Annotated in this window: 15 protein-coding genes; 4 read left to right on the top strand and 11 right to left on the bottom strand. The window is 53.8% G+C overall.

The window, feature by feature from the left end:
* Positions 1-5: 5 nt before the first annotated feature.
* The 8 genes from HUN04_04315 to HUN04_04280 form a co-directional block, all read right to left on the bottom strand.
* Positions 6-3698, bottom strand: coding sequence for an SIS domain-containing protein (locus HUN04_04315; protein WDP88997.1), 3693 nt, complete (start codon positions 3696-3698; stop codon positions 6-8).
* Positions 3699-3810: 112 nt separating this feature from the next.
* Positions 3811-5172 carry a PbpA gene (locus HUN04_04310; protein ID WDP93155.1) on the bottom strand — a complete coding sequence of 454 codons (1362 nt, stop codon included), beginning with the start codon at positions 5170-5172 and terminating at the stop codon, positions 3811-3813.
* Positions 5173-5268: 96 nt separating this feature from the next.
* Positions 5269-7176 carry a methionine--tRNA ligase gene (metG, locus tag HUN04_04305; GenBank protein ID WDP88996.1) on the bottom strand — a complete coding sequence of 636 codons (1908 nt, stop codon included), beginning with the start codon at positions 7174-7176 and terminating at the stop codon, positions 5269-5271.
* On the bottom strand, positions 7173-7985 hold the full coding sequence (locus HUN04_04300; protein WDP88995.1) for a stage 0 sporulation protein: 813 nt from the start codon (positions 7983-7985) through the stop codon (positions 7173-7175). Before HUN04_04300 ends, metG begins: the two co-directional genes overlap by 4 nt.
* 18 nt (positions 7986-8003) lie before the next feature.
* Positions 8004-9044, bottom strand: a complete 1041-nt coding sequence (gene holB / locus HUN04_04295) for a DNA polymerase III subunit delta' (protein ID WDP88994.1) — start codon at positions 9042-9044, stop codon at positions 8004-8006.
* Positions 9045-9064: 20 nt separating this feature from the next.
* Positions 9065-9340 carry an integration host factor subunit beta gene (locus HUN04_04290; protein ID WDP88993.1) on the bottom strand — a complete coding sequence of 92 codons (276 nt, stop codon included), beginning with the start codon at positions 9338-9340 and terminating at the stop codon, positions 9065-9067.
* Positions 9341-9418: 78 nt separating this feature from the next.
* Positions 9419-9943: a UpxY family transcription antiterminator gene (locus HUN04_04285; GenBank protein ID WDP88992.1), complete on the bottom strand. Its 525-nt coding sequence runs from the start codon at positions 9941-9943 to the stop codon at positions 9419-9421.
* On the bottom strand, positions 9940-12228 hold the full coding sequence (locus tag HUN04_04280) for an LPS-assembly protein LptD (GenBank protein WDP88991.1): 2289 nt from the start codon (positions 12226-12228) through the stop codon (positions 9940-9942). The genes HUN04_04285 and HUN04_04280 overlap by 4 nt, the downstream gene beginning before the upstream one ends.
* A gap of 245 nt (positions 12229-12473) precedes the next feature.
* Here HUN04_04280 and HUN04_04275 point away from each other — a divergent pair, with 245 nt between their 5' ends.
* The 3 genes from HUN04_04275 (at position 12474) to HUN04_04265 (ending at position 16045) form a co-directional block, all read left to right on the top strand.
* Entirely contained in the window at positions 12474-14753 is a 2280-nt protein-coding gene (locus HUN04_04275) for a cysteine synthase (protein WDP88990.1), read from the top strand.
* A 6-nt stretch (positions 14754-14759) separates the two neighbouring features.
* Positions 14760-15743, top strand: coding sequence for a hypothetical protein (locus tag HUN04_04270; GenBank protein ID WDP88989.1), 984 nt, complete (start codon positions 14760-14762; stop codon positions 15741-15743).
* Between the two features lie 113 nt (positions 15744-15856).
* Complete coding sequence (locus tag HUN04_04265; protein ID WDP88988.1) at positions 15857-16045, top strand: 4Fe-4S binding protein; 189 nt, start codon at positions 15857-15859, stop codon at positions 16043-16045.
* A gap of 65 nt (positions 16046-16110) precedes the next feature.
* On the opposite strand, the gene HUN04_04260 is transcribed toward HUN04_04265, so the two are convergent.
* Positions 16111-16872 (bottom strand): N(G),N(G)-dimethylarginine dimethylaminohydrolase, encoded by a 762-nt coding sequence (locus HUN04_04260; GenBank protein ID WDP88987.1) that lies wholly within the window; start codon positions 16870-16872, stop codon positions 16111-16113.
* A 31-nt stretch (positions 16873-16903) separates the two neighbouring features.
* Positions 16904-17830 carry an EamA family transporter gene (locus tag HUN04_04255; protein ID WDP88986.1) on the bottom strand — a complete coding sequence of 309 codons (927 nt, stop codon included), beginning with the start codon at positions 17828-17830 and terminating at the stop codon, positions 16904-16906.
* A gap of 114 nt (positions 17831-17944) precedes the next feature.
* Here HUN04_04255 and HUN04_04250 point away from each other — a divergent pair, with 114 nt between their 5' ends.
* The gene (locus HUN04_04250; GenBank protein WDP88985.1) at positions 17945-19768 is read left to right on the top strand and encodes a type II/IV secretion system protein; all 1824 of its coding nucleotides are present in this window, start codon (positions 17945-17947) and stop codon (positions 19766-19768) included.
* Positions 19769-19808: 40 nt separating this feature from the next.
* On the opposite strand, the gene HUN04_04245 is transcribed toward HUN04_04250, so the two are convergent.
* Positions 19809-20825: a LysM peptidoglycan-binding domain-containing protein gene (locus tag HUN04_04245; GenBank protein WDP88984.1), complete on the bottom strand. Its 1017-nt coding sequence runs from the start codon at positions 20823-20825 to the stop codon at positions 19809-19811.
* Positions 20826-20873: the final 48 nt, after the last annotated feature.

Here is a 20873-nt window from a genome sequence, read left to right as displayed (position 1 = left end):
GGGGGTTATTCCAGTTTCTGGATAATGGCCTCCACCGCTTTTTCAGCCGTGGCACCGAAGAGGGTGTCAATGTCCACCAGGTTCAGGTATTTGTCGTCCCAGGTGATGTTTTCACTCTCCAGAATCCAGTCTTTGAGCCGGGTATATTTGCCGCCCAGGGCCTTGATCTTCTTCAGCAGGGAAACCTCGTCTGACGCCTTAAATCCGACGTTGAGGGAAAGAATATTCTCAATGATATTGGGGCTGGCCGGGGAGGCGGAGATCACCGGGATCACCAGTATATTTTTATTGTCCTTACGCCCCTTGCCCATGTATACATTGCCTTCCCGGACAATGATATTTTTGGTGCCCTTGAGCCGGTGATCGGTTTCCACCCGGGAGGTCTCGCTTTCAAGGGCGCCGGTTTTTGCCACCACTTGGATGCGGGTTCCGTCGGTGACTTCTCCCAGAAGGTTGAGACCTGAGATGCGGTAGAGCAGGCCCCCGTGCACCGTTGAAATGATTTCCTGAAGATTTTTTATGACCAGTACATTCTTGTTGGTGATTTGGGATATCTGGATATCGTGGGCAGCCAGTTCGTCAAATACCAGGCCCTCGAATTTTTCGCTGATGCGGCTGGTGCCCACGGTAACGGTTTTGGCCTGGTGCTTTATGGCATCCACCGGACGGGCCATGGTGTTGATGGCCTGGCCCATGGTATCGAAAAAGGTGGAGAACATATTGGCCGGCGTTCCCTTGATGCCGAAATCAATTTCAAAATCCAGCACCGGCAGCCGTCCGGACAGGTATTTCAGCAGCAGGGTGATATTGGCCATGGTATCCAGCCCGATGGCCGCGGGGAAGGCCCCTTCCCGCCGTTTTCGTGAGAACCGGTTGTAGAATTCCGCAATTTTTTCCCTGAATTTATTTTCCAGCAGTACCTCATAGTCGTCATGGCCCATCTGTCTGTAATCGGTGATTGCTTCCTGGATCTCTGTCCTGGCATCGTAAATGAATCTTGACTTTTCATTGATGGCCAGGGCCGCGTAGTAGCCCCAGATATGCCCCACAAGCGTGTTTAGGATGGGGGCAAAATGCTCCTGTATCTCGGGAATTTTAAATACGGATTTGGCATAAAGGTCGAAACGGTCCTCCCCCTGGGTGGTAATCACGATGGGGCAGGCCTTGTGGGCGTGGAAGATGGCCGTATCCTTGATAATATCCCCCAGTACACTCTCCCGGGTGCCGGCGGCACAGACGATGATCAGGGGCTCGGAGGAGAGGTCGATATGCTTTTTATCCTCCACAAAATCCGATGAAATGGTTTTATAGCAGAGTTCGGACAGCTTGATACGGATTTCGTCGGCAGAGGTCTTATTCGCCCCTGAGCCAACCGTGGCCCAATAATTCTTTGTCACAGCCAGGCGGTCGGCGGAGGTTTTGATTTCTTCCTTCATCTCCAGGATGGTGCGCATTTTTTCCGGCAGGGCCATGAGGGCATGGAGCTGCTCACTGATATATGCCTCGGTCCTGGCATTGAGGATGGCGGTGAGGTGAAGTCCAAGGACGGCGCCGGCCGTGATCTGGGCATAAAAGGCCTTGGTGGAGGCCACGGACATTTCAATGTCCCGTCCGGAGCTGGTATACAATACCCCGTCTGTTTTAAAGGTCAGGTCCGAATCCCTGCGGTTGACAATGGCCAGGGTGGCGGCCCCGCAGGCCTTGACCATATCCACTGTCCGGTTGGTGTCCGTTGTGGTGCCGGACTGGCTGATGGCCACCACCAGGGTGTCTGCCATGGCTGTCCGGTTTTCCTGGTCGCCGATGATGCTGAAACCCGAGAGTTCAGAGGATTTCAGTGCCCGGATATCCAGATTTTGATCCCCTAGGTAATGGGTGAGCAGGTCGGCGCACCCCTGGGCGGCAATGCCTGCTGTGCCCTGGCCGATGAAATAAATCTTGTTGAATTTTTTTGATTTCAGGTCAGCTTCAAGGTGTTCCGGAATAATGCCGGGGTCCAGGCTGATGTTCAGCAGGCCGGAACCGGGATTCTGCTTGAACTTGTTTTCAAGGGTTTTTTCCACGGAGAGCGGGGATTCTGAGATTTCCTTGAGGAAATAGTGGGGAAACCCCTGGCGGTCAATATCCCGCGAGGTGATCTGGCTGGTCAGCACATCCTTCTGGGTGAGTTCGATGGGGCGGCCGTCGTAATAATAGGACTGGATACCTTCAATGCCGCCGGCGGAATGCTGGTCCAGGACGACGATCTGGCCCTGGTCTTCGCCGTTGAGTTTGATATAGTGCTGGGTCTCTTCCACCACCCCGTACAGCTCGGAAGCGGCAATATAGTGGTCCGGGGCAATGCCCACGAAAATGGCCTGGCCGCTGCCCTTCTGGGCCAGGAACAATTTGCCCGGGGCCAGGTCCGTGTGCATGGAAATGGCATGGGAGCCGTGGAATTCGTTGAGGGCCAGCCGGAATGCCTCTTCAACGGTCTGTCCCAGTTTTAAATGGTGTTCGATCTGCAGCGGGATCAGTTTGGTGTCCGTGTTGATCTCCGGATGGATCTTATCGTACCGGGCCTCGTACTCGGTTTTGAGTTCCAGGTAATTGTCGATATCGCCGTTGAGGCAGACATGGATGATACCGGATTTGGCGATTTCCCGGTCCGTGGGGGTGTTGTCCACCGGGTGGCAGTTGGGGACGGAGATATCGCCCACCGAGGCCCACCGGGTGTGGGCGGATACCGAATTGGATGCAATGGGGAAACCGGCTGCCAGCTGCAGCAGGTGGTCGTTTTTAATCTGGCTGCGGATAAAGGAGATGTTATCCCCCAGGGCCCCGATTTCTGCGGCAAATTTATAGACAAAGCAGATGGTGGTCAGGCCGTTTTCCAGATCCGAATTCATCGAAATGGAGTTGTTGGACAGGATGGTATGGTTGGATCTTTCCTTGAGTACCCGGGTGAGGCCTTCTTTTTCCAGGGCAGCCTTGTAATTTTTAAATTCCTGGGCCGAAAGGGTGCACATGACGGAGATGCCTGCCGAATCCCGTCCCCTGACTTCCAGCCGGTCAATGCTGTTGAGGACGGCGTTGATCCGCTTAAACAGCAGCAGTCCGGTGTCTGAAGGGACACGGTCAAGTCCGGGGGCCAGGGCGCCGATGGCCTGGATATTATCCAGAATTTCTTTTTTCAGGCACCAGTGGATGTCCCTGAGTGCCTCAAGCTGACGGGCAATCATTTCCACCTCGGGGGCTGAAAGGCTGGAGGTCAGTGATTTGAACCGGTCCGCCTCTTCCTGGATAATACGTTCAAGACCGGCGGCAAGGCTGTCCAGATTCCCGGTCTCCTCCCGGTTAAAATACAGGGCTGAGAATTCGTTTTCCCGTTTCAGGTCCCTGACCTGCTCTATGAGGGTCGAAAGAAATGGCTCTCCGCCCATGTAATTGTCCGGAACGGTCTGGCCCCCATTTTCTGAAAGACGGTTGTCCGAGACGGCGGCCAGCACTTCAGCGGCGGAGAGGCGGTTCCGGGATTCCCTGTCCTGAATGCCTTTATAGGCCACAAATGCGCAGATCCCGCAGTTCAGGCAATTGGGGCGGTCGGGAAAGAGGACCAGGGTGTTGGGTTCAACCCGTTTCAGGGGTTTGCCCACGGCAACTTTTAGCTGCCGGATATGTCTGAAAATCTTCACTGCCGCTTTTGAATATGATTTCATGAGTTTTCTCCCTAGTCCCAAAAAAATCGGGCGTTGAAAAATTGACCCTGGAATTAAGATCCTGATTTAAAGGTCCGGATCCGGGGTTTCCGGATTCGGGCAGTCCTGAAAATCAGGACGGGCTGCCGGATACGGGGGTAAAATAGGTTTTCAACATGGCCCGGGCATGTTCGGCCGCCCGTGTGCCGATATATTTGCGGTGTCCCACCACAACGGCAACTATCAGGATTTTTCCACTGTTCTTTTCCATGCCGAATCCTGTAAACCAGTCGTATTTTACCGTACGTTTGTTATTGAATAATGAGCCTGTTTTTCCGCCGATGGTGAGCCCTGACAATACCTTGTCCCGGGTATAACCCCTGAATGCCTTGCGGGCCGTCCCCCGGGAAACGGTTTTTTTCATGACAGCCACCATGGTTTTGGCGGTTTGTGGCCGGACAGGAGTTTTATAGACTTCTTTTTTGCTTTTGTAAACCGGTTGCCCGTCCGGGCCGCTGACCCGGTCCACCATGCGGGGGATCAGGGAATTGCCCTGGTTGACCACTGCGGAGACCATCAGGGCAGCGAAAACCGGGGAAATCTGGGTCTGGCGGTTGAAGCCGCACCCCAGTTCCGCCAGGTGGTAATCGCTTTCGGTGACGGCAAATTTCCCGGCTTCAAATTTAAAATCCGCATCCGGTCCGTTATTGAACCCGAACCTGGCTGCGTAGTCATTCAGGTGTTCCCGGCCCAGGTATAGCTTGCCCAGTTTGCCGAACACCGGGTTGATGGACTCTGCAAAGGCCGAGGCCAGGCTGACCCTTGAGGTGTATTTATTCTTTTTTTCCGTGAGTTGCCGTTTGTATAAGGTGTATTTATTGCCGTTAAAATAGACCGGCGTGGCAGCGGTGTATCCCAGGGCATCCACGGCGGCCGAAGCCGTAACGATTTTAAATATGCTGGCCGCCGGATAGTCTGAGACAATGCAGGGATTGGCATCGGGATCGGCCAGGTCGAATCCGGCCATGGCCTTGATGAATCCGGTACGGCCGTCCATGGCCACCATGGCGATGCGCTGGGGTTTGCCCCGGGTCAGGGGCTTGAGCCGGTCAAGGCGTTTATTCAACAGGGACTGAAGCCTTGGGTCCAACCGGGTTTGAAGGGTGGCTGTCCCGTCTTCTGTCTCTGCGGTAAACTGGGTTTTAATTGAGTTGAGAAAGACAATATTCCGGGTCAGCGCCTTGATGTCGGCCTTGATCAGCATGGCTGGTGCCTGTGGGGCGGGGGCCGTCTGCCGGGAAAGGGTTGACTCCTTGAAAAGATTAAATAATCCCATGCGCTGGGACAAAAAGGCGCCGCCGGCCGCCAGCCCCCCCATAAAAATAATCGCTGCCATGGCGTTCAGAAATTTTCTCAGAAAAGACTTTCGCCGGCGCCGGAGAAAGTAGTCCGATTGGAGATCTCGCCAGGAGTCTTCTTTTTTATAGGTATTCAGCGGGTCGGTGTGCAAAGCTCCTCTCCATGGGTTGCCCCGGCGGGCGATGCCCGCCGGGATTGATATTGCATCTGTTCGGCCTGATGCCTTGTCCGGTTATTTTACGGGGCCGCCGAGCTTGGGCGAGCCGTGGAATCCGGAAAGAATCAGGTCTTTTTTCAGGCTCCCGGCCAGAATCATGCCCTGGGAGACCTCCCCCATGAGCTTGGCCTCTTTAAGATTGGCCACAACGATCACCTCTTTTCCAATGACATCTTCCGGGGTGTAGCTTTTGGCGATGCCGGCAATGATCTGGCGGGTTTCCACCCCCAGATCCACCTGGAGTTTGAGCAGCTTATTGGATTTTTCGATTTTTTCCGCTTTGATGATCTTGCCGGCCCGAAGGTCGATTTTAGCAAAATCATCAATGGAGATCTCTTCTTTCAGGGCCGGTTTAAAGGGCCTGGGGGCCGGTGCGGCCTTTTCTTTTTTGACCTCAATCCTTGGAAAAAGGATCTCGGGTTTCTCAAGGACGGTACCGGCCGGGATCTGTCCCCAGGGGCGGATGGCGTCCAGGTTATAGTATCCGGCTTCCGGCAGGTCAAGACCCAGGGCGGCGGTTATTTTGCCGCTGGTCTCCGGCATCACGGGCCAGATCATGCCGGCAACGGTGCGCAGTCCCTCCATGAGCTGGTAGAGCACCATGGCCAGTTCCCCGTATTTCGCCTCATCCTTGGCCAGGGTCCAGGGCTCATTCGTATCGATGTACTTGTTCATGAAGGAAACCAGTTCCCACACGGCCATCAGCCCCTTGTGGAACTGGCAGACATTCATGGCTTCGGCCCAGGCGTCAATGGCCCTGGCCGCCTCTTTTTCAATGCTGTATTTTTCATTCAGGGCGGGATCGCCCCCTTTTACCTCGCCCTTGAAGTAGCGCTGGGTCATGGAGAGCACCCGGGAAAAGAGGTTGCCCAGGTCATTGGCCAGATCGGAGTTGATCCGGGCCACAATGGCATCCTCGGTGAAATTGGCGTCCAGGCCGAAAACCATTTCCCGCATGAGGAAATACCTGAAGGGGTCGGTGCCGTATTCCCCTGTCACCTCCACCGGGTCCGTGACATTGCCGATGCTTTTGGACATCTTTGAGCCCTGGACATTCCAGAACCCGTGGACGTTGAGTCCGTTGTAAATGTCGATGCCGGCGGCCTTGAGCATGATGGGCCAGTAAATGCCGTGGGGTTTGATAATGTCCTTGGCCACAAAGTGGCGGGTGCTGGGCCAGAAGGCTTTGAAGCGGTCGGAGTCGGGATACCCCAGTGCCGTGATATAGTTGACCAGGGCGTCGAACCAGACATAGGTGACGTAATCCTCGTCAAAGGGGAGGGTGATTCCCCATGTCAGCCGGCTCTTGGGCCGGGAGATGCACAGATCCTCCAGGGGCTCTTTCAAAAAGGAGAGGATTTCGTTTTTATACTGCTCCGGCCGGATAAAATCCGGGTTGGATTTAATGTGGTCGATGAGCCAGTCCTGGTAGTTGCTCATCTTGAAAAAATAGTTGGATTCCTTGATGGTCTCGGGTTCGGTCCCGTGGTCCGGGCACTTGCCCTCAACCAGTTCCCGCTCCTGGTAGAAGCGTTCGCACCCGAAGCAGTACAAGCCTTCGTAGCTGGAAAAATAGATGTCCCCCCGGTCGTGGATGGTGGTGAGGACGGATTTCACCACTTCGATATGGTCGGGATCCGTGGTGCGGATGAACCGGTCGTTTTTTACGTTGAGCAGGGGCAGCACATCCTGGAAGAGCTGGCTGATCTTATCGGCATAGGCCTTGGGGGTGGTGTTCTCTTTTTCCGCGGCCTGGACGATCTTATCCCCGTGCTCGTCGGTGCCGGTGAGAAAAAAGGTGTCAATCCCCTGCATTTTTTTGAATCTGGTGGAGACATCGGCGGCGATGGAGGTATAGGCATGGCCCAGGTGGGGCTTGGCGTTCACATAGTAGATGGGGGTGGTAAAAAATTGGTGGTTCATTTCTTTTTATGTCCTGTTTTCTTCTGTTTAAGTTGGCTTAGGGGGATTTCCTTTTCCGTCCGGTCTTCCAGGCGCATGGTGATGCTTGATTTAAGGACATTCTGGCGGACGACCTTACCTTTTTCCCCGTCAACGGTAATGGGTTTGCCCAGTTTGGGCATTTTGCGCTTATAATGCCGGTAGGTCTGGTTTTCAAAGGTCAGGCAGCACATGAGCCGGCCGCAGACCCCTGAAATCTTGGTGGGGTTCAGGGAGAGTCCCTGCTCTTTGGCCATTTTAATGGACACCGGCTCAAAGGAATGCATAAAGGAGGAACAGCAGAGTTCCCGGCCGCATTTGCCGACCCCGCCGCAATGCTTGGAGAGGTTGCGGATGCCCACCTGCCGCATTTCGATGCGGATGCTGTATTCCTTGACCAGCATTTTGATCAGCTCCCTGAAATCGATGCGGCCGTCGGCCGTATAGAAAAAGGTGAGCTTATTCCGGTCAAAGGTGCTCTCCACACTGAACAGGTTCATGAGCAGGCCCAGATCGTTAATACATTTAATACAGAATTCGTGGGCCCTTTTTTCAAGCTTTTTGATCTCTTCCCGCTTGATGAAATCTTCTTTGGTGGCTAGCCGGACAATGCTTTTGAGCTTTTTATCCCCCTGGTCTTTTTCTTCGGGCACTTTGGCAATGGTGCCGAAGCCTAAGCCCTGTTCGGTTTCAACAATGACCCGGTCTCCGGGGTTGAGCACAAAGGCACCGCTTTTGAAATCATATATTTTTCCGGCGGTTTTGAATTTTACACCAGCCACTTTGGTCATAACGGACCTTTTCCTTTTTTATGATAATGACAATTCCAGGAAAAATTGATCCAGGGCCAGCCTTGGGCCGCTGTTGGAGTCCAGCCGTTTTTCGGTTTCGGTAAAGGCTGTCAGCCACTCGAGGAATGTCGGATAAACATGTTTGCCACTAATATCTTTAAAACCGTCGAAAAAATCAAGGTTAACTATTTGTTCCGGGCTGTACCTGAACACACAAAGATCTCTCAACACCGTGCGGATGACAGCTCTGGCCGAAGCCGCCAGATCTGGATCTGAGGATAATTTCTGGGAGAGATCCAGGCCTTTGGCCATTCTTGTCCGGGCCGGGCCCGAGGTGAGGTCCAGCACCGATTGGATGAGCCATTTCCGGAAACCGGCCCATTCTTCTTTCCAGGAACCGCCGTTGCGGGCAAAGTCCAGGGCCCGGTCCAGGTCCGGCCCCTGGGTGAGGGCGATGATCCGGGCCAGTTCCTGTTCGATGGCGCCATCCGTGCACAATATTTCCCTGATCTGTTCCGGGGGCATGGGCCGGAATCTGAATTTTCGGCACCGTGACAGGATGGTGGGAAGCAGGGTGGAGGTCCCTTCAGCCAGGAGGATGAAAAATGTCTTTTCCGGCGGTTCTTCCAGCACTTTGAGCAGGCCGTTCTGGGCCTGGACATTCATGAGGCCGGCATCCTGGATACAGACCATCCGGTAGTCCGCCTCGTTGGGCCTGACGGAAATCATCCGTCCCATCTCCCTGATCTGGGCGATGGTGATGTTTTTTTTATTTTCCTCCGGCCCCAGGAATATCATGTCCGGGTGCATGCCTGTGTTTATTTTTTTACAGGAAATACACGAATTGCAGGGCAGGGCTTCAGTGGTGCTGCAGTTGCAGGATTTAACAAATTCCAATGCCGCTTCCTTTTTGCCGGTGCCGCCGGCACCGTAAAAAAGAAGGGCATTGGGAATTCTGAGGGTCCGGATGAGTTGCCGTAACTGGGGTAAAGGCCCCGGTTCCGGACCCTGTTCAGGATGGGACTCGGTGGGTTCCGGGGGGTGACCAAATTCTTGCATTATTTGATCAAACCCGGCGGTTAATAGTCAACCCGCTCTTTGAGTTCCTTGCCGCATTTGAAAAACGGCAGGCGTTTGGGTGGGATTTGTACTTTTTCTCCGGTTTTGGGATTTCTGCCCACATAGCTTTTGTACTCTTTGATGTGGAAACTGCACAATCCCCTTATCTCAACCCGTTCCCCCTTGACAAAGGAGTACGCCAGCGAGTCAAAGAAAATTTTAATTACTTCGGCAGCTTCTGACTTGGTCAGGTCTGCTCTGTCCTTCAATGTTGAAATCAATTCAAGTTTATTCATAGAACCTCAAAAATATTAAAAACAGATCGTATTTTAAGTGTCAGGGTTTTAATTAATATTTAATAAAAAGTCAAGGAGTTATGAGAGTAGATCCGGGATTTTTTCAACATTGTCCGAATCCACCTCAACACCGGCGTACTGGCCCAGCAGGTCCACCTTGACAATTACGCGGCTTTGGCCCTTGTGCTGGTGGAACTCTCCCCGCAGCCCGGCCATGGGACCTTCAAGGATCATGACAGGATCCCCTTTTTTGAGCTGGACCGTGGTCCCGGTGATCAGGTCCTGGGAGGCCGAAGTGAGCAGTTTTAAGGACGCTATCTGCATGTCCGGCACTGCTATGGGGCCCTTGACATTTCCCAGGAGCCGGACCGCGCCCACGGTTTTCAGGATCTGGAGCTGGTCGGCCGGGACAATGGTTGATCTGACAAAGACATACCCTGGAAACAGGGGCCAGTCGATCATCAGCTTTCTGTCCTTTCGGCGGCTGGGCTTTCTCATTGTGGGAAGAAAGGCCTCAATGCGTTTCCGGCAGATGCTGGTATATACGGTTTTTTCAAAATTGCTCCGGGTCAGGAGCGCAAACCATTGTAGCTCTTTCATCATTTGGTCCCGAATTCTCCTATCCCCTTGAGGGTGACCAAAAAGGCGATGGCTTTCTCGGCGGATTCCTCCCTGAATTCCACGATCAGCCCCCAGCAGTCTCTTTCCAGCTCGAATCCGGCCCGGGTTTCAATGGTGGTCTTGTCATCAAGGTTTTCCTCAAAGGAGTAATAGGCCAGGAGTGCTTCCGTAATTCTGGCGTTGAACCGGGTGTACCAGGAATGGGTGGCCACTGTGGTGGTGGTTGCGGTGTTGGACACGTAGGGCGAATTGGTTGCATACCGGTAGGAGGTATTGATGCTGTCCCCCCGGTTGTCCTTGAGGGTGGCCCCCACCTTGACCTCGGTGAAGTGGCGGGTATAGGGATCCAGGGCAATGTCGCCGTTGCTGCTCAGATAGGTGAAGGGGTTCAGTTCGTATTTCAGGCGCAGGGCCTGCCAGGGTTTGGCCGTTGTGCTCTCATCGTCCCGCTCGGTTTTGATATCATAGCTCTGGTAGAGTTTGAACCAGGCCAGTTCGCTGTATTCGTTGGTTGAATTGCCCTCGGCGTCCGTGTGTTTGCGTCTGGCGGTGAAGGTGTTGGTCAATGACCAGGTGACCATGTTGTTTTCCGCAATGGTGTCCAGGCCGTCAAAATAGGGCAGGTCGTCCTGTTGGGTATAGGGAACGTAGCCGTATTCCAGTTTGGGGACGATCTCGTGCCTGATTTTTTCGGCAAAGTCTGTGCCGGGGGTAAAGATCCGGCTCAGGCTGGTGGAGAGCTGGGCGCCGGCATCATAGAGGCCCCGGCTGCGAAGATTGTCGGCATTGCCGCCGGTATCGGTAAAATTGTCGGTGTTCCAGACCGTTTCCCTGACCCCCAGGTAGGGTTCAAAGAAAAAGGATTTGCCCAGGTTCATGGGGTAATACAGCCTAGGATGGATGTCCATCCGCTGGCCGTTTATCAACTGCTGCCCCCTTGTCCCGTTGGCAACCGTCTGGGTCTCCTGCCGGTAGAATGAGCGGAATTCCGAATCCAGGGTATAATAGAGGCCTGTGGCGCCGATCTGCTGGCGGGAGGCGTCGAATTCCACGCTGGGCAACTGCTGGAGGGTGGTATTGTCAATGGTGTTGCCCTCCTGCCGGGCGAGGACATTATCGTACCATAGGGTCTGGATATTTAAGTTGTAGTGATCCCATGATTTATTAACCAGCAGGCTGTTTTTCCGGATGGTTTTGTCATAATCGTCCAGACTCCTGCCGAACATGGCTTCAAAGCGTTGGTCCGTCGTGTCAAATCCGGTGAACCCGTCCTTGAATTCCTGGAGGTAGTCGGCGTCGGAGACCCAGTCCACATCCAGCTTTGCATTGAATCCGTATCCCAGGTCCTGGTCGTGTTTCATCCGGAACCAATACCTGTCCTTGTTGGTTCTGGCGGCGGTGCTGTCGAAGCTGTAATTTTTGTTGGCCTCGGTGCCGTCTCCGAGTTTATCATCATTTAAATAGTCGACCACCATCATACCCTTGGATTCCGGCGAGAGGACATAGCGGAATTCACCGGCCACTTTCAGGCCCCGGTCCGACATATAATGGGCATAGACCGTGGCATCGGTGTTCCGGGAGAGGGCCAGAAAGAGGGGCTGTTCATATTCAAATCCCTTGCGGTCAGAGGTCCCGACCATGGGAAAGAGCAGCCCGGTCTGCCGTTTGTTTTTCACGGGGAAAACCAGGTAGGGGGAGTAGAATACCGGCATCTTTTTTGCCCATAGGGTGGTATGGGCCGCCCGGCCGTATCCTTCCACAGTGACCTTGATGTTCCTGCCCGTGATTTTCCAGTCCGGGGAATCTCCGTCACAGGTGGTGATGGCACCCTTTGCTGCATCATAGGTGAACTCGCCGGTCTTTCTGAGCTTGTCGCCGGAGATATAATAGTTGCCGTCCTGGATGAATATGGTTCCTTTATTAATGGTGCCCTTTTCCGTGAGCAGGTTCACCTGCATGGCGTTGCAGGTGATGGTGTCCCCCCCTGAAATGAACAGGACGTTGCCCTGGGCAAATGCGTCTTTGGTCTTGTTGTTGAATTCAACATAGTCGGCTTCCAGACGGGTCCGGCCGCCGGTAATGACCACGTTGTCCTCTGCAATATACAACTGCCGCTCATTGTCGTAGGTTACCATGAGGGCGGTGATATTCCAGGATACTTCCCTGGGGTCCTCCACCTGGGTCAGGGCCAGGGCGCAGCCGGCGGTCAGCAGCCACAGAACGATGGCGTACCAGGCCGTACGGGCCGGTCTTTTCCATGAAAACATAGGGTACACGGGCCTTTCACTTAAAAAATTGCACATCATTAAAATTTACTGTATAAAGCCATTTTATATGTTAAAAGTCAAGGGTGCCCCTTAAAATTGCCTGCTGATCCAGCCTCTTGACATACCCGTGTGAACAGACAGGGTCCGCTGATTCAATCCCAAGGCCTGACAGGGCCGGAACCGGTCCTGAGCGAATAATTTAGTAAACAGGGGACCGGGCAGCGGGATATAATAAAAGGAAGAATATGCTTTCCGCCATCATAGACGCCATCGGCAATACCCCCCTTGTGGAAATCCGCAACCTTAACCCCGTATCCGGGGTGAAAATATTTGCCAAACTGGAATATATGAATCCGGGCGGTTCAATTAAAGACCGGGCCGCCCTGTATATGATCAACCAGGCCGAGGCCTCGGGGGAACTGACCCCGGAGAAGACCGTGATCGAAGCCACCTCGGGCAATACAGGCATCGGGCTGGCCATGATTTGTGCGGTGAAGGGGTACAGAATCGCCCTGGCCATGGCGGAAAACGCCAGCGAAGAACGAAAGCGGATCCTCAAGGCCAGGGGGGCGCAGATCATTCTGACCCCCCGGCATCTGGGATCCGACGGGGCCATCGAAGAGGTCTACCGCATGGCCCGGGAGCATCCGGACAGGTATTTTCTCACGGATCAGTATAACAACGACGCCAACTGGCAGGCCCATTACCATACCACCGGCCCTGAAATCTTTGAGCAGACCGGGGGGCGGCTGGATGCGGTTGTGGCCACTGTGGGGACTTCCGGCACCCTCATGGGGTTGTCCCGGTATATGAAGGAAAAGGATCCCGGGATCCGCATTGTCTGTGCCGAGCCCTACCTGGGGCACGGCATCCAGGGCCTGAAAAATATGAAGGAATCCTATACGCCTGAAATTTTTGATAAATCCCTTTTGGATGTTTCGGCTCATATTGACGATGACACCGCCTTTGAGACGGCCAGACAGCTGGCCCGGAAAGAAGGGCTTTTTGTGGGCATGAGTTCCGGTGCCGCCATGGCCGTGGCCATGGAAGAGGCCAAACGGATGAAAAAAGGGGTGGTTGTGGCCATTTTCCCGGACAGCGGGGAACGCTACCTTTCAACGGAGCTTTTTTCCGTGAAAAAACATATCCACCTGAATCTCTACAACAGCCTTTCCCATGAAAAAGAGGCATTTGAGCCCAGGGGGGATGGGGATATCGGCATCTATACCTGCGGCCCCACCATCCACCGGAGGCTGAACATCGGGCAGTTCAGGCGGTATGCATTTACTGATCTTTTAATCCGCTATCTGGAATACCAGGACCTCAGGGTCAACCATGTGGTCAATATCACGGATTATGACGACAAGATCATCGGCGGGGCCCTGGCGGAAAAGGTCTCACTGGATGCGTTTACCCGGCCCTACCTGGACGCTTTTAAATCTGATCTGGCCAGGCTTGGGATACGACCTGCCCAGGCATACCCCAGGGTATCCGAGCATCTATCCGATATGACGGATCTGACCCGGAAACTGGTGAGCCGGGGCCATGCCTATGAAAAACTCCATTCGGTCTACTTTGACCTGTCCCGGCTCAATGAGTACGGACGGCTGTCCCGGGTGGATGTAAACAAGATCCGCATCGGGGCCACCGTGGACCTGGATGAGTATGAAAAACAGAATCCCAGGGATTTTACCCTGCTCAAACGGGTTCGCCTCTCGGAGCTTAAGCAGGGGGTGGGAATCAAAACCGAGTGGGGCAATGTCAGGCCTTCCCTGCACCTGCAGTGCGCGGCCATTTCAATGGCCCATCTGGGCAACGGGTTTGATATCCATACCGGCAGCCGGGAGCTGATGTTTCCCCACCATGACAATGAGATTGCCATTGCCCGGGCCGCCACGGGTGGGGAGTTCGCACGGGTGTGGGTCCACTGCCACCCGGTTCGGTACGACGGGTCGCTGGAAGCGGAATCCATTGAGTCAATTACCCTGGATGAGCTGGCCGGCATTGGCTGGGATATGAAAACCATCCGGTTCTGGCTGCTCTCGGCCCATTACCGCAAACCCCTTACCCTTTCAAGGAAAAGTCTTGACGATGCCGGGGCCGCCCTGGCCCGGATCAACCGGTGCATCGATACCCTGGGGGCGGTGACCGGGGTGTCAAATGAGGAGAATGTCCAGCAGATATCCTATGATATCCGCCAGTCGCTGACGGCGGCCATGGCCGATGACCTCAAGGTTCCCACCCTGGTATCCGGGCTTCTGTCCGGGGTAAAGATGATCAACCGGCTGATTTCCGACGGGGCCCTCTGCGCCCGGGGTGCCGGCCGCCTCCTGAACTGCTTCAGGGATGTGGACCGGGTTTTAAATGTTTTTAGTTTCAATAGAAAGACGGAATATTCACAGGATATAATTTCTCTAATTAAGGAACGGGACGCCGCCCGAAGGAACCATGACTGGGAGACCGCAGACATGCTCCGGGAGAGGCTTGAAGCCATGGGGGTGCCGGTTCATGATAAAAAGGTGTGATTGTTGATGAGACCCATTTGTTTTTTCCCCTTTACCCGTATGACCCCGGACCAGGCCCGGACCATGGGTGGCTTTTTTGAGGCATTCAAGGTGCTGTCCCTGGACCGGTCAGAGTTTTCCCAATCCCATTATTCGGACCTGGTGGACAGCGGCCGGCTTGAGCCGGTTGCCGTTGATGAGGCGCGGGCTGCCGCCCTGGAAGCCCAGGTTCATGCGTTCAAGGACTGGGCGGCCATACACAGGGGAAACGAAAAGAATTTAAAGGCCTTGATCCGCGAAAAAACCTGGCTCAAGGATGAGAACGGTGTGGCGGCTATCCAATCCCAGATTCGCAGCGGTGGGGCATTCCCGGCCCCTGAAGAGGAGGTGCCCCAGGGGGATCCCCTGCTTGTGCTTCGGTTTGCTGAGATTCTGGATATGGAAAACAAAACCATCCGCAACAGCCTTCAGGCCATGGATGAAAATAATGCGGCCCTGTTTGCGGAACTCAAGGGTGAACTGGAGGATAAAAGCGGTCTGTCCGGGGCTGAAGATTGGGCTGCGGGTGTTGAGGCTAAGATGGATCCCCTTGCAGAGATGAATCCCGGTCAGATTGAGGAGCGGATCCGGGCCTGGTGTGCGGTTGCCGGAGAGGCGGGGTGCCTTGATCCGGAGGGGGACTGCACCGTCCTGGCCACCACAAGTTCAGGGGTGATGGACTATTTGGCGGCCAATTCAGACCGGATGATAAATGGGCTTGACATTGATTCCATAAAAGTGCATGAACATGGTTGTGGTCAGAGGGAAGAGTGGCTCGGGAAGATTTCAAACAGCCTTGAAGAGATTGTTTCGGGCAACAGCGCCGTCTGGCCGGAAGAAAAAAACGATGTCGGGTGCAGTTGCCCCGCCGGCGGGATCAGGGTCTGTTCTTTCCCCGGCGGAGACTTGAATAAAACTTTTAATATACCGGGCAGGCAGCTAATTGTATGTCTGGTCAAATTAAACTCATAAAACACTTGATTTTAGTAAAAAATATGTTGTAAAAGCGTGTTTTAAATCAGGTATGAAATCTAAAAAAAATGAGTTTATAAAATCGTACCGTTAATTTTAAGGAGGTTATTAAAATGGCTTTTAATCCGATCGTTGATCAATCCAAATGCGTTGGCTGTGAAGAATGTGTAGACGTCTGCCCCGTGGAAGTATTTGAAATGGAAGACGAAAAATCCGTTCCCGTCAATGCAGAAGAATGCATGGGCTGCGAAAGCTGTGTAGAAGTTTGTGAAGAAGACGCCATTGTAGTCGAAGAAGACTAAGCAAACGCGTTTTGTCTATAAAAATGCCGGGCCTTTTTCAAGGTGCCCGGCATTTTTCGTTTAAACTAAAACCGAAGCGACAGGCAGCTTAGCCCCCCGTCCAGTTTCCTGAATTCCGAGACATCCACCTCCACAGGCCGGTACCCGGCCGCTTCAATCATATCCATGGTCCGTCCGTGGCCCGCCGGCACCAGCACATATCCGTTGACCCAGACAGAATTTGCCGCATAGGCCTCGTCGTTATCAACCCCAAGAATATTAAACTTTGACAATGCTTCCTTGGTGAGAAATTCGCCCCAGGCCAGAAGATTGTTGTTTTCAAGGTATGAGATGCCTGTTTTCAGATGGAGCACGGATTCCAGTTCCACGGCCGAGGCCGTCATCCCGTATCGGTTTAATATGGTTTCAAGCTGGGCAAAGCCTTCGGCGTTGGTGCGTGCTGAGCGCCCCACAAAATAATGATCTCCCACCATCATGATATCGCCGGCATCAAGGGTCCCCGGTGCTGCGATTTCCTCTGTGGGCAGATCAAATGCTGCCATGGCCTGCCGGACGCTTTGGGTCTCCCCTTTGCGGCTTTGGGCGCCGGGGCGGGTGATCACGGCACATTTGGGGGTCACCAGGCAGGTGTCCTCTATGAATACCGAATCCGGGTATGCTTCTTCGGGCGGCAGCACGGTGACGGAGAGGCCGCAGGTCTCAAGGGCCTGGATGTAGGCGTCGTGCTGGCGGCAGGCCAGGTCATAGTCCGGAGAGCCCAGGCCGGCTTCCGTGATGCCGTTGATCATATTTTTACAGGGGCGTTTTACGATGGCGCGGGTGAACATGGAGACTCCTCATTCTATTGGGGTTGATTTTTTATTGGTGTTCCTGAATCGGTGGTTTGGCCGAATCGGGCTCCCGGTTCCGGGGCAGGGCCTTTGAGGTGTTGGTCAGGTACACCCCTGTGACCACCAGGGCGGCTCCCAGAATCAGCTCCCGGGTAACGGGCTCGTCCAGGATCAGATAGGCCAGGAAAATGGCCGATACCGGAACAAAGTTGATGAATACCCCGGATTTGGTGGGGCCGATCTGCTGTATCCCCTGGTAATACCAGTAAAATCCCAGCACCGTGCCGAAGAAACCCAGGTAAAAAAGACTGCCCCATTCCGCCAGTCCGTAGCCCGGAAGATGGGCGGCTGTTCCTTTAAACAGGGCGGGAAATAGGAGCATAGCCGTTCCGGCCAGGGATGAATAGCATACCGATACCAGGGGGGAAAAATCCTTCATCAGGGGTTTTCCCAGAATGGAATAGGAGACCCATGAAAAAACGCAGCCGAATATGGCCAGCTCCCCCCTGCCGATGCCGGTGGTGAAGATGGCTGAAAGGCTGCCCCCGGAGATGATCAAAAGGGCGCCTGTAACCGAGAGGAACAGGCCGGCCATTTTAACCGGGGTCAGCCGCTCCTTGAAAAACAGGGCCGATGCCAGGCTGATGAAAATGGGGTTGGTGGCAATGATCAGCGAGGCCCGGTTGGCATTGATCAGGGTCAGTCCCGTGAAAAAGAGGATATTATAGGCGAATATGCCGGTGAGGCCTGACAATAGAATGAAGATTGCCTGGCGCCCGTTGATCCGGGGCAGTCTTTTTTCGGTCTTCATGACCAGGATAAGCAGAAAGAAAGAGGCGATGGTAAACCGCAAGAAAGCTGCGGAGTAGGGATCTACCTTTCCTGCAAGGCCTTTGCCGGCAATAAAGGTGCCGCCCCAGAAAAAGGCGGTGAGCAATAGTTTGATATAGGTCATGGCCGGGTTCTCCGTTTCAGGTTGTGAAACCAAAGCTGATTATCTGTACAGACAAGGGGGGAAAAGTCAAGGAAAAGCTTGAAACCATGGCGTGTTGGGCATATAAAAGATTCCATGAATTCTCTTTTAAATAAACAATTATCCCCCAAGGCGGTATGTCAGGCGCTGATTTCGGCACGGCTGATCACGACGGACCAGGCCAGGGACCTGATCCGCAGGGAGCGGCAGGTCCGTGAGGCCATTCTGGTCAAGGCCGGGGGAGATAAAATGACTCCGGCGGATAAGGCCAAGGCCATGGCCGGTATCTCTTTCATTGATGTGGTTATCCATTCGAAGCTGAACCGTCAGGACAAGCCGGACAAGGTTCTTGACGAGGACCTGGTTTACAGGGCCCTGGCCGCCTCCTGGCGCCTGCCTTATAAGAAGATCGACCCGCTGAAATTGGAGCTGAAATTTGTCACCGGCACCATCTCAAAATCCTTTGCACTGAAGCACCTGCTGCTGCCCATGGAAATGGAGGCGGGAAAGCTGGTGGTGGCGACCCCGAATCCGTTTAACCACGAAGCCATTGCCGATGTGGAGCGGGTCTCTAAATTGAAGGTGACGCCCATCGTCAGCTCCCGGAGTGATATCATTAAGCTGATTCGGGAATTTTTCGGATTTCAGCATTCCATTTCCGCGGCAGAGGACCTTTTTGCCAAAAAGGGGGTGGACCTGGGCAACCTGGAACAGTTTGTCAGTCTGACGGCCATGGACGAACTGCCTTCCACGGACCAGCATATCGTCAATGCGGTGAACCATCTTTTTTCCTATTCCTTTGACCAGAAGGCCTCGGATATCCATATCGAACCCAAGCGGGAGGTCTGCCTGGTGCGCATGCGCATCGACGGGGCCCTGCACACCGTGTATAAACTGCCCAAAAAGCTTCACAATGCCGTTGTCAGCCGGATCAAGACATTGTCCGCCCTGGATATGGCGGAAAAGCGGCGGCCCCAGGACGGCCGGATTAAATTGTCCAAGGAGGATACAGAGGTGGAAATCCGGGTGTCCACCATCCCCGTGGCATTCGGGGAAAAGGTGGTGATGCGGATCATGGACCCGGATATCCTCTTCCAGGACCTTGAACAGCTGGGGTTTTCCCAGGGGGCGTTTCAAAAATATAAGAATCTGATCACCATGCCCTTCGGTATTGTGCTGGTGACCGGTCCCACCGGATCGGGAAAGTCCACCACCCTATACTCCAGCCTTCGCATGCTCTCTTCCCCCGAAGTCAACATCACCACCATTGAAGATCCCATTGAAATGATCCATGAGGAATTCAACCAGATCGGGGTGCAGCCGGCCATTGACGTCACATTTGGTTCGGTGCTGAAAAATATTCTGCGGCAGGATCCGGATATCATCATGGTGGGGGAGATCCGGGACCTGGAGACGGCCCAGGCGGCGGTTCAGGCGGCCCTCACCGGCCACTTGGTCCTGTCGACCCTCCACACCAATGATTCGGTGTCCACCATTTTCAGGCTTCTGGATCTGGGAATTCCCCCTTACCTGGTCCACTCTTCCCTCACCGGGGTGGTAGCCCAGCGGCTGGTTCGGAAAATCTGCCCCCATTGTGTGGAATCCTTTGAAATGGAGGCATCGGAGCTGACTGAACTGGGACTGTCGGTTCCCCGGACCGGGAAAGTTCCCCTCAAACACGGCAAGGGGTGTATCAAATGCAGGAACACCGGATACCAGGGGCGGACGGGTATTTATGAAATCCTGCCCTATACCGAGTCTTTAAAGCACCTGACATCCAATGATGCGGATTTGTCTGCACTGAGAAAAAAAGCCGCCCGGGAGGGGCTGGTCACCTTAAGGCAGGGGGGGATTAAAAAAATGCTCCAGGGACTGACCACCTATCAGGAGATACTGCGGGTGACCTGGGATCTGGTCTGATACCAGGCCGCCCTGATTCGAAGTCTAATTAAGGCGGCCGCTAACGTACAAGGTCGCCTGGAAGGATTTCCCGTTTGGAGGAGAGCACCATTACGGTGGCGCTTTCCGGTTCGGTGTGCAGGACGATGAGGCGGCCTGAATTCAGCGGATCCAGTAGGGCCACATCGTCCACGTCATGGACGGAGAGGTTTTGCTGGACCTGGAGAACGGAGTAAATCTGTCCGGGGCGGACGTTATCGAATTTTCCCTTGTTGATGAAGGCGATTTTATAATCGTTTACCATTCGTTCGTTGTCTTCTGAACAGAGGATGACACCGTCAAGGGGGGCGGGTTTTTCCTGGACCGTGAGGGTGGCGTTCCGCTCCAGCGGGATCATGATTTTATCCCCGATGGTGGCATATCTGTTGGATGCTGTAATCAGAGCGGTGGCATAGCGGTCATTGATGTCAAGGATCTTGACTTTTCCCTTTATCAGGTGTTTGACGCCTTTGAATACACTGCCGTTTATTTTTTCTTCCACCAATTCCGTATTAAATATCTGGTAGGACATTCCCACGGTGAGGGGGGCCAGGGGACGGATATAGATAATATCGTCCGAAGACATCATCAGGTTGCCGTCCTGTTCACGGATAATGGTTCCCAGGGCCGGTATTTCCGCATCTTTGATAAATCCGATGTGATCAATGGCAGGAAAGTTGAACTGTGGGGTGATCGGTGCCGGGCTGGATGCCTCAACCATTTTCTGGTCACCGGCTGTCTTGAATTCAGGTTTCAGGTAAACCCGGATTCGGTTGCCCGGGTAAATCCAGTGGGGGTTTTTGATTTTTTTGTTCATTTCCCAGAGGCCGGGCCAGTCCCACTGGGAATTGTAAAATTTCTGGGAGAGGTCCCAGAGGGTGTCCCCTTTTTTGATGGTGTAATAAAATCCTGTATCTTCCTGTACATCAAAGGGTTGCGGTGCCTGGGCCCAGGCGGCTGTTCCCGCAAAAAACGAAACAAGGATAAAAAGCAAAACGGCTGTTTTAATGGATGCGATATTTTTTATTTGCCCGGCCATGATCTCCCCCCTGAAGCGGTTTGTGCTGGTATATTTAATCTAATTTGT

The sequence above is a fragment of the Desulfobacter sp. genome (assembly GCA_028768525.1).
In the GTDB taxonomy this organism is placed as follows: Bacteria; Desulfobacterota; Desulfobacteria; order Desulfobacterales; family Desulfobacteraceae; genus Desulfobacter.
This window is presented reverse-complemented; position numbering and strand designations above follow the sequence as displayed.

Bases quoted from the DNA above. Each gene is read 5' to 3' on its own strand.
- HUN04_04315 (WDP88997.1), bottom strand. From the start codon at position 3,698: ATGAAATCATATTCAAAAGCGGCAGTGAAGATTTTCAGACATATCCGG.
- metG (WDP88996.1), bottom strand. From the start codon at position 7,176: ATGAACCACCAATTTTTTACCACCCCCATCTACTATGTGAACGCCAAG.
- HUN04_04300 (WDP88995.1), bottom strand. From the start codon at position 7,985: ATGACCAAAGTGGCTGGTGTAAAATTCAAAACCGCCGGAAAAATATAT.
- holB (WDP88994.1), bottom strand. From the start codon at position 9,044: ATGCAAGAATTTGGTCACCCCCCGGAACCCACCGAGTCCCATCCTGAA.
- HUN04_04290 (WDP88993.1), bottom strand. From the start codon at position 9,340: ATGAATAAACTTGAATTGATTTCAACATTGAAGGACAGAGCAGACCTG.
- HUN04_04285 (WDP88992.1), bottom strand. From the start codon at position 9,943: ATGATGAAAGAGCTACAATGGTTTGCGCTCCTGACCCGGAGCAATTTT.
- HUN04_04280 (WDP88991.1), bottom strand. From the start codon at position 12,228: ATGTTTTCATGGAAAAGACCGGCCCGTACGGCCTGGTACGCCATCGTT.
- HUN04_04275 (WDP88990.1), top strand. From the start codon at position 12,474: ATGCTTTCCGCCATCATAGACGCCATCGGCAATACCCCCCTTGTGGAA.
- HUN04_04270 (WDP88989.1), top strand. From the start codon at position 14,760: ATGAGACCCATTTGTTTTTTCCCCTTTACCCGTATGACCCCGGACCAG.
- HUN04_04265 (WDP88988.1), top strand. From the start codon at position 15,857: ATGGCTTTTAATCCGATCGTTGATCAATCCAAATGCGTTGGCTGTGAA.
- HUN04_04260 (WDP88987.1), bottom strand. From the start codon at position 16,872: ATGTTCACCCGCGCCATCGTAAAACGCCCCTGTAAAAATATGATCAAC.
- HUN04_04255 (WDP88986.1), bottom strand. From the start codon at position 17,830: ATGACCTATATCAAACTATTGCTCACCGCCTTTTTCTGGGGCGGCACC.
- HUN04_04250 (WDP88985.1), top strand. From the start codon at position 17,945: ATGAATTCTCTTTTAAATAAACAATTATCCCCCAAGGCGGTATGTCAG.
- HUN04_04245 (WDP88984.1), bottom strand. From the start codon at position 20,825: ATGGCCGGGCAAATAAAAAATATCGCATCCATTAAAACAGCCGTTTTG.